The 8,109-nt window shown below is 72.3% G+C and carries 9 protein-coding genes and 1 pseudogene; 4 read left to right on the forward strand and 6 right to left on the reverse strand.

The features are described from left to right. The first annotated feature begins 105 nt into the window (after positions 1–105). Complete coding sequence (locus tag VIG76_RS12995) at positions 106–471, forward strand: VOC family protein (protein ID WP_331954828.1); 366 nt, start codon at positions 106–108, stop codon at positions 469–471. Between the two features lie 16 nt (positions 472–487). Here the strand turns inward: VIG76_RS12995 and VIG76_RS13000 are convergent, their stop codons facing one another. The 5 genes from VIG76_RS13000 to xseA all read right to left on the reverse strand — a co-directional run bounded on the left by VIG76_RS13000 (position 488) and on the right by xseA (position 4,768). Next, entirely contained in the window at positions 488–1,885 is a 1,398-nt protein-coding gene (locus VIG76_RS13000) for a class II fumarate hydratase (RefSeq protein WP_331954830.1), read from the reverse strand. A 28-nt stretch (positions 1,886–1,913) separates the two neighbouring features. Continuing rightward, on the reverse strand, positions 1,914–2,540 hold the full coding sequence (locus tag VIG76_RS13005) for a carbonic anhydrase (protein WP_331954832.1): 627 nt from the start codon (positions 2,538–2,540) through the stop codon (positions 1,914–1,916). Further along, entirely contained in the window at positions 2,537–3,196 is a 660-nt protein-coding gene (locus VIG76_RS13010) for a DUF4245 domain-containing protein (protein WP_331954834.1), read from the reverse strand. Before VIG76_RS13010 ends, VIG76_RS13005 begins: the two co-directional genes overlap by 4 nt. Next, the gene (locus VIG76_RS13015) at positions 3,193–3,417 is read right to left on the reverse strand and encodes an exodeoxyribonuclease VII small subunit (protein ID WP_331954842.1); all 225 of its coding nucleotides are present in this window, start codon (positions 3,415–3,417) and stop codon (positions 3,193–3,195) included. The genes VIG76_RS13010 and VIG76_RS13015 overlap by 4 nt, the downstream gene beginning before the upstream one ends. Positions 3,418–3,538: 121 nt before the next feature. Further along, positions 3,539–4,768 (reverse strand): exodeoxyribonuclease VII large subunit, encoded by a 1,230-nt coding sequence (xseA, locus tag VIG76_RS13020; protein WP_331954836.1) that lies wholly within the window; start codon positions 4,766–4,768, stop codon positions 3,539–3,541. 112 nt (positions 4,769–4,880) lie between these two features. Between xseA and VIG76_RS13025 the strand changes: the two genes are divergently transcribed. After that, complete coding sequence (locus VIG76_RS13025) at positions 4,881–5,846, forward strand: 4-hydroxy-3-methylbut-2-enyl diphosphate reductase (protein WP_414640645.1); 966 nt, start codon at positions 4,881–4,883, stop codon at positions 5,844–5,846. Beyond that, positions 5,753–6,265: pseudogene (locus tag VIG76_RS13030) on the forward strand (DUF6264 family protein); the annotation flags it as partial. The gene VIG76_RS13025 and the pseudogene VIG76_RS13030, both read left to right, overlap by 94 nt. A 10-nt stretch (positions 6,266–6,275) precedes the next feature. Here the strand turns inward: VIG76_RS13030 and fbaA are convergent. Then, the gene (gene fbaA / locus VIG76_RS13035; protein WP_331954840.1) at positions 6,276–7,307 is read right to left on the reverse strand and encodes a class II fructose-bisphosphate aldolase; all 1,032 of its coding nucleotides are present in this window, start codon (positions 7,305–7,307) and stop codon (positions 6,276–6,278) included. Between the two features lie 140 nt (positions 7,308–7,447). Here fbaA and VIG76_RS13040 point away from each other — a divergent pair. Beyond that, a partial coding sequence (locus VIG76_RS13040) for a fructose-bisphosphatase class II family protein (protein ID WP_331954844.1) occupies positions 7,448–8,109 on the forward strand: 662 nt, incomplete at its 3' end.

The following is an 8,109-nucleotide window of genomic DNA, read 5'->3' on the forward strand; positions in this document are numbered from 1 at the left end:
GTTGTTGCCCTGCTGGTGCCGGGCGGCGGCGCGTTGCGGCGCATCCCCTTCGGGCCGTGCCGAGCGCCCGTTGTCACGGTCGCCTGCTGAGAGAATCATGGCGCTATGCCAACATTTCAGCTTGCCTCGACCGTGCTCGGCGCGCCCGACCCCCAGGTCCTCGCCGACTTCTACCGGGAGCTGCTCGGCTGGGAGCAGAAGTATGCCGAGCCCGGCTGGGTGATGCTCGCGTCACCCAACGGCTACGGCCTGTCGTTCCAGAGCGAGGAGCACCACGTGCGGCCGGTCTGGCCCGGAGAGCCGGGGGAGCAGCAGCAACAGTTGCACCTCGACATCCGCGTTGACGACCTCGCCGCGGCGTCGGCCCGTGCCGAACAGCTTGGCGCGGTGCTCGCGGAATTTCAGCCCCAGGAGGGCGTGCGGGTGCATCTCGACCCAGCGGGGCATCCGTTCTGCCTGTTCGAGCAGTGACGCGGGCGCGCGACAGCTACGCCTGCGGCGGCTTCGTCATCGAGAGCACGTCGAGGGCCGAGTCGAGCTGCTCAAGGGTGACCTCGCCGCGCTCGACGAAGCCGAGGTCGATCACGGCCTGACGGATGGTGACGCTCTCGGCCACCGCGTGCTTCGCGATCTTCGCGGCCGCCTCGTAACCGATCACCTTGTTCAGCGGCGTCACGATCGACGGCGACGACTCCGCGAGCGCCCGGGCGTGCTCGACGTCCGCCTCGAGGCCGGCGATCGTCTTGTCGGCGAGCGCGCGCACCGAATTGGTGAGCAGCCGGATCGACTCCAGCAGCGCGGTGCCCATGACCGGGATCGCGACGTTCAGCTCGAACGACCCGGATGCGCCGCTCCAGGCGATCGTGGCGTCGTTGCCGACGACGCGGGAGGCGACCATGAGCACGGCCTCCGGGATTACCGGGTTCACCTTGCCGGGCATGATCGACGATCCCGGCTGCAGGTCGGGGATGTGCAGCTCGCCGAGGCCGGTGTTCGGCCCCGAGCCCATCCACCGGAGGTCGTTGCAGATCTTCGTGAGGCTCACCGCGAGCACGCGGAGCGAGCCGGAGGCCTCCACGAGCGCGTCGCGCGCGCCCTGCGCCTCGAAGTGGTCGAGCGCCTCGGTGATCGGCAGCCCCGTCGTCTCGGCGAGGATCGCGATCACCTTGGGGGAGAAGCCCGCCGGGGTGTTGATGCCCGTGCCGGTGGCCGTGCCGCCGAGCGGCACCTCCGCGAGGCGCGGCACCGCGGCCTGCACCCGGTCGATGCCGAGCCGGATCTGGCGGGCGTAGCCGCCGAACTCCTGACCGAACGTCACCGGGGTCGCGTCCATCAGGTGCGTGCGGCCGGGTTTCACGAGCCCCGCCCACTCGGTCGCGCGTGCCTCGAGCGACGTCGCGAGGTGCTCGAGCGCAGGCACGAGGTCGCCGAGCATCGCCTCGGTCGCCGCGACGTGCACCGAGGTCGGGAACACGTCGTTCGACGACTGCGAGGCGTTGACCGCGTCGTTCGGATGCACGGGGCGGCCGAGCCGCTGGGTCGCGAGGGCGGCGAGCACCTCGTTCATGTTCATGTTCGACGAGGTGCCGCTGCCGGTCTGGTACACGTCGATCGGGAACTGGTCGAGGTGCTGCCCGTCGATGATCTCGTCCGCGGCGCCGACGACGGCGTCCACGACGTCCTGCTGCAGCACGCCGAGCTCGCCGTTCACGAGCGCGGCCGCACGCTTGATCCGCGCGAGCGCGACGATCTGCGCGGCCTCGAGGCCGTGCCCCGAGACGGGGAAGTTCTCCACCGCACGCTGGGTCTGCGCCGCCCACAGGGCGTCCGCGGGCACGCGGACCTCGCCCATGGTGTCGTGCTCGATGCGGTACTCGCCGGACATACGGCTCCTTCGGCGTTCGGGGGTGCTGCTACGCGAGCCCGACCGCGACGCGGCGCTCGACGCGCCCCTCGGCCAGCCGGTACTGCGCACCGATCACCGCCAGGCTACCGTCGGCCACCGCGGCGGAGAGCAGCTCGGACGCCGCGAGGAGGGCCGCCACCGTGGCCTCGAGGTGCACGCCGGCGACCGCGTCCGCGTCCAAGGGACCCTCGGGATGCGCGCGCCGCGAGGCCTCGACGGCCGGACGGATGTGGTCGACGTGCGCCGCGATGAGCGGCGGCAGGGCCGGGGCGTCGGGCGCCTCAGCGTCGACCGCGGCGCGGACGGCGCCGCAGCGGTCGTGGGCGAGCACCACGACGATCGGGGTGCCGAGCACCGCGACCGCGTACTCGATGCTCGCGACGGCGGCGTCGGAGACGACGTGCCCCGCGTTGCGGACGACGAAGAGGTCGCCGAGGCCCTGGTCGAACAGGATCTCCGCGCCGACCCGCGAGTCGCTGCAGCCGAAGAAGGTGGCCACCGGCGCCTGCGACGAGGCCAGGCGCTCCCGCGTCTCGACGTCCTGGCGGGGATGCAGGGGCTGCCCGATGAGGAAGCGGGTGTTGCCCTCCGCCAGGCGCTGCCAGGCGTCGTCAGGGGTGGTGGGTGCGCTCACGGGGCCACATCCGTTCCGGTCAGGTGCCGCGTGCTCGCTTCGGCTGCGAGGGCGGCGGCGAGGGATCGCGTCTCCGCGGGGGTCGCGGTGCCCGACACCACGAGATCCGTGGAGCCGACGCGGGTGGCGAGGGCGTACGCGACGTTGCCGGCCGCGTCGCCGAGGCTGCGGCGGTCGTAGACGCGCCAGGTGAGGCCGCCGACGTCCGTGGTGCCGCCGCCCTTGGCGGATCCGAGCACGTCGGCGAGCCAGGTGCCGTTGCTGTTCAGCCCCTCGGTGTACGAGAGGAACTCGTTCTTCGGCAGCACGAAGCCGACGTACCAGGAGGTGACGCCGTCGGACGACCGCAGCTCGGCGGCGTTCGCGCTCCAGCTCGACGGGACCGGCGGCGCGAGCAGGGGGCGGTCGACGGATCCCTCCGACTGGCTCGCGAGGGACCGGTAGTCGACGGCGGTGCGCGGCGGCGCGGTGCCGCGGGGGACCGCCAGCACGATGACGATCACCAGCGCGACGCACACGAGAAGCGAGTAGACGAGGTTGCGGGCGTTCTGGCGCTGCCGCCGGAGCCGCCGGTTCTCCGCGGTGCGGGCGTCCTTCTCGTCGGGGGTCTCGGGCCGGCCGAGCTCGGCGACGACGCGGGGCTGCTTCGCGCTCACGCGTCGGCCGGGGCGGTGCCCCTGGCGGCGTCGAGCCGCGCCCGGGCACCGATCAACCAGGTCTCGCACCGGGCGGCGAGGGCCTCACCGCGCTCCCAGAGCGCCAGCGACTCCTCGAGCGTGCTGCCGCCGCGCTCCAGCCGGTCGACGACGCCGACGAGCGCGTCCCGCGCCTCTTCGTACGACATCGCTCGGATGTCGTCATCAGGCGCAGCCGACATCGCCTCGATGTCGTCGTCCGGCCCCTCGCCGGGGCCGGAGACCGTCGTGACGACCGTCTCCTCGACCTCGACCATGCGCAGCTCGAGGTCCTCGTCGCGTGGGTCGCTCATGGCCGCGATTCTACGAGCGGCGCCCGACAGGCGCGGGCCCGTCGCTCGTGGCGGCGACCGCCCCGTCGGTCACCCTGACGGTCAGCGTGGTGCCGGCGGGCGCGTCCGCGACGTGCCGGAGCGCCGCCCCCGTGCCGGTGAGCACGATCGCGTAGCCGCGGTCGAGGGTGCGCAGCGGCGAGAGGGCGCGCAGGTGCCCGCGGGCCTCCGCGAGCCGCGACTGCGCTTCGAGGATCGTGCGGTCGACGAGCTCCGCGCCGCGGGCGACGTACCGGGTGAGCTCGTCCTCGCGGCCGGTGACGATCCAGTCGCCCTCGGCGAGCACGCGCCGCGCGCGGAGCCCGGTGATCTCATCGCTCGAGCGCGCGATCCGCTGCGTCATGCGGGAGAACATCATGGTGCGGGCCTGGCGCACCCGGTTCAGCTCCTCCGTCACGTCGGGCACGACCCGCTTCGCGGCGTCCGTGGGCGTGGAGGCACGGAGGTCGGCCACGTCGTCGAGCAGCGGGCGGTCGGCCTCATGGCCGATGGCGCTGACCACGGGCGTCGTCATCGCCGCCACCGTGCGCACGAGGCGTTCGTCGCTGAAGCCGAGCAGGTTCTGGAAGTCGCCGCCGCCGCGGGCGACGATGATGACGTCGACCTCGGGGTCGTCCTCGAGCTGCTTCAGCGCCGCGACCACCTCGGGCACCGTGCGGTCGCCCTGCACGGCGGTGTGCACGACCCGGAACCGCACGTTGGGCCAGCGCAGCTGGGCGTTGCGCAGCACGTCCTTCTCCGCGTCGCTGTCCTTGCCGGTGATGAGGCCGATGGTGCTCGGCAGGAACGGCAGCCGGCGCTTGCGCTCGGCCGAGAAGAGCCCCTCGGATGCGAGCTGCCGCCGCAGCTGCTCGAGGCGCTCGAGCAGGTCGCCGAGCCCCACGTGGCGCATCGCGAACACCTGCATGCTCAGCGAGCCGCCGCGCACCCAGTAGTCCGGCTTGACGAGCGCGACGACGCGGTCGCCCTGCTTCAGGTCGGCGGGCAGCTTCGCCCGCACCGACGACCAGATCTGGAAGGAGACGGTCGCTTCGCGCTCGAGGTCCTTGAGCTTGCCGTAGACGTTCTGACCGCGGGGACCCCACTGGGTGATCTCGCCCTCGATCCACACCTGGCCGAGCCGGTCGATCCAGCCCTTCAGCTTGTCGGCCAGGAGGCCCACCGGCCACGGCGCATCCGCGGTCCCGACGCCGTCCGTCATCCATGCCCCTCGTAGAATCGGTGGTGTGTCATCGCCAACCGACCTCGTCGCGCCCGCCGGTCCGGCGGAGCGCCCCACGGTAACCGACGGCACCGTCACCGGCGTCAAGCGGGTGCTGCTCGCCGCCCCGCGCGGCTACTGCGCCGGCGTCGACCGCGCCGTCGTCGCCGTCGAGAAGGCGCTCGAGCGCTACGGATCGCCCGTCTACGTGCGCAAGCAGATCGTGCACAACGTGCACGTCGTCTCCCGGCTCGAGCAGCAGGGCGCGATCTTCGTCGACGAGGTGGATGCGGTGCCCGAGGGCGCGCACATCGTCTTCAGCGCCCACGGCGTCTCGCCGGCGGTCGTGCAGGCAGCAGCCGACCGGGGCCTCCGCGCGATCGACGCGACCTGCCCGCTCGTGACCAAGGTGCACCGCGAGGCCGTGCGATTCGCCCGCGACGACTACGAGATCCTGCTCATCGGCCACCGCGGCCACGAGGAGGTCGAGGGCACGGCCGGCGAGGCGCCCGACCGGATCACGCTCGTGGGCTCGCCCGACGAGGCCGACACCGTCGAGGTGCGCGATCCCGACAAGCTCGTCTGGCTGTCCCAGACCACCCTCTCGGTCGACGAGACCATGGAGACCGTGCGCCGCCTCCGCGCGCGGTTCCCGAACCTCGCCGATCCGCCCTCCGACGACATCTGCTACGCCACGCAGAACCGGCAGGTCGCGATCAAGAAGGTCGCGAAGCAGGCGGATGTCGTGCTCGTCGTCGGCAGCGCGAACTCCTCCAACTCCGTGCGCCTCGTCGAGGTCGCCCTCGAGCACGGCGCCGCCTCGGCGCACCGCATCGACGACGCGGACGAGCTCGACCTCGCCTGGCTCGACGGCGCGACCACCGTCGGCGTCACGAGCGGCGCGAGCGTGCCCGAGCGGCTCGTGTCCGCGCTCCTCGATCGCCTCGCCGCGGCCGGCTACGGCACCGTCGACGAGGTCAGGACGGCGGAGGAGGACCTGGTCTTCTCGCTGCCGCGCGAGCTGCGCCGCGACGCCTCCGGCGCCCGCGACCCGCGCGCGCTCGGGGGCCGGGCCTGACCCCGGAGCCGCCCGTGACCGAGCGCCCGCGGCCCACGCGGACCGCGCCCGTCTGGGATCCGCCGGTCACCATCGGGCTGCTGCTCTGGGGCGTCATCACCACCGTGCAGACGGTCGCGCAGGCGCGCGACCTGCCGGGTTCGCTGAACACGGTGCTCAGCTCGCGGGGCCTCGGGCCCTACACCCAGACCGGGCTCGGCTCGGCGATCGGCTGGATCGTCGTCGCCGAGTCCATCGTCAGCCTCGCGCTCGCCATCGGCTTCGCCGTGCCGCGGATCCGCGACCACCGGGTCGCCTTCTGGGTGCCGCTCGCCGCCGGCGCGGTGAGCGCGCTGCTGACCCTCGTGCTGATCACCGCCGCGATCGCCGCCGACCCCGCCGTGCTCACGTCCCTCGAGCACGTGAGCCCGGCCCCCTGAGGGGCACCGCTCAGGCGGACTGCGACCTCCCGGCCGAGCCGAGCTGCTGCGTGGCCTCGACCACCCGCGCGGCCATGGCGGTCTCGGCGATCTTGCCCCACGCGCGCGGGTCGTAGATCTTCTTGTTCCCGACCTCGCCGTCGACCTTCAGCACGCCGTCGTAGTTCTTGAACATCGTGTCGGCGATCGAGCGGGTGAACGTGTACTGCGTGTCGGTGTCGATGTTCATCTTCACGACGCCGTTGCCGACGGCCTCCGCGATCTCCTCCGACGTGGATCCGGATCCGCCGTGGAAGACCAGCTCGAGCGGCTTCGGGCCGTGCCCGTACCGCTCGGCCAGGCCCGCCTGGATCTCGCCCAGCAGCTCGGGCCGCAGCTTCACGTTGCCCGGCTTGTAGACGCCGTGCACGTTGCCGAAGGTGAGGGCGGCGATGTAGCGGCCGTTCTCGCCGAGGCCGAGCGCCTCGACGACCTTCTCGACGTCGCCGAGGGTCGTGTAGAGCGCCTCGTTCGTGCCCTCGTGCGCGACGCCGTCCTCCTCGCCGCCGACCACGCCGATCTCGACCTCGAGGATCGCGTTGATCGCCCGCGCGCGCTTCAGCATGTCGGTCGCGATCTCGATGTTCTCGTCGAGCGGCACCGCGGATCCGTCCCACATGTGCGACTGGAAGATCGGGTTCCTGCCCGCCTTGACCTCCTCCTCGGAGGCGGCGATGAGCGGGAGCACGAAGGATTCGAGCGCCGGCTTCGGGCAGTGGTCGGTGTGCAGCGCCACGGTGACGGGGTAGTTCCTCGCGACCTCGGTGGCGAACTTCGCGAACGCGATCGCGCCCGACGCCCGGTTCTTCACGGTCTGGCCGGCGAAGTAGTCGGCGCCGCCCGTCGTGACCTGGATGATCCCGTCGGAACCGGCCTCGGTGAGGCCCTGGAGCACGGCGTTGATCGTCTGCGAGGACGACACGTTCACGGCCGGGTAGGCGAACCCGCCGCGCTTCGCCCGGTCGAGCATCTCGGCGTACTGGTCGGGGGTGGCGACGGGCATCGAAGGGCTCCTTGCGTGGCACGGTCGGACGGCCCGAAGTCTAGTGACGGGCGCCTCCGAGGCGCCGTGGGGGCGGCCCGCAGTAGCCTTCGAGCGGAGCGGATCGAGGAGGACCTCAAGTGGCCGAACGTGTCGATCTCATGGCGGCGCCGGACCGCAACCTCGCCCTGGAGCTCGTGCGGGCGACGGAGGCGGCCGCCATCCGCGCCGTGCCGTTCATCGGCAAGGGCGACAAGCTCGGCGCGGACGGCGCCGCGGTCGACGCCATGCGGGCGTTCCTCGCCACCGTCGCCTTCGACGGCGTCGTGGTGATCGGTGAGGGCGAGAAGGACAAGGCGCCGATGCTCTTCAACGGGGAGCACGTCGGGAACGGGGACGGACCGCAGGCGGACATCGCCGTCGACCCGATCGACGGCACCGCGATGACCGCGCAGGGACGGCAGAACGCGCTCTCGATGATCGCCGTCTCCGACCGGCACACGATGCTCGACGCCTCGACCGTCTTCTACATGGAGAAGATCGTCACCGACCACCACGGCATCGGTGTCTGCTCGCTCGAGCAATCGGTGGGGGACAACGTCCGGGAGCTCGCGAAGGCGAAGGGCAAGGACGTCGGCGAGATGGTGATCGCGGTGCTCGACCGGCCGCGCCACGAGGGCCTCATCGACGAGATCCGGTCGGCGGGCGCCGGCACCAGGCTGCTGCTCGACGGGGACGTCGCGGGCGGCATCAACGCGGCGCGGTACGAGACGCGGATCGACATGTGCATCGGCACCGGCGGCAGCCCCGAGGGCGTCGTCAC

It is taken from the genome of Amnibacterium sp. (genome assembly GCF_036559085.1).
Classification (GTDB): domain Bacteria; phylum Actinomycetota; class Actinomycetes; order Actinomycetales; family Microbacteriaceae; genus Amnibacterium.

Excerpts from the sequence above, each read along its gene's own strand:
- VIG76_RS13015 (WP_331954842.1), bottom strand. The coding sequence starts at position 3,417 with ATGTCGGCTGCGCCTGATGACGACATCCGAGCGATGTCGTACGAAGAG.
- fbaA (WP_331954840.1), bottom strand. The coding sequence starts at position 7,307 with ATGCCCGTCGCCACCCCCGACCAGTACGCCGAGATGCTCGACCGGGCG.
- xseA (WP_331954836.1), bottom strand. The coding sequence starts at position 4,768 with ATGACGGACGGCGTCGGGACCGCGGATGCGCCGTGGCCGGTGGGCCTC.
- VIG76_RS12995 (WP_331954828.1), top strand. The coding sequence starts at position 106 with ATGCCAACATTTCAGCTTGCCTCGACCGTGCTCGGCGCGCCCGACCCC.
- VIG76_RS13000 (WP_331954830.1), bottom strand. The coding sequence starts at position 1,885 with ATGTCCGGCGAGTACCGCATCGAGCACGACACCATGGGCGAGGTCCGC.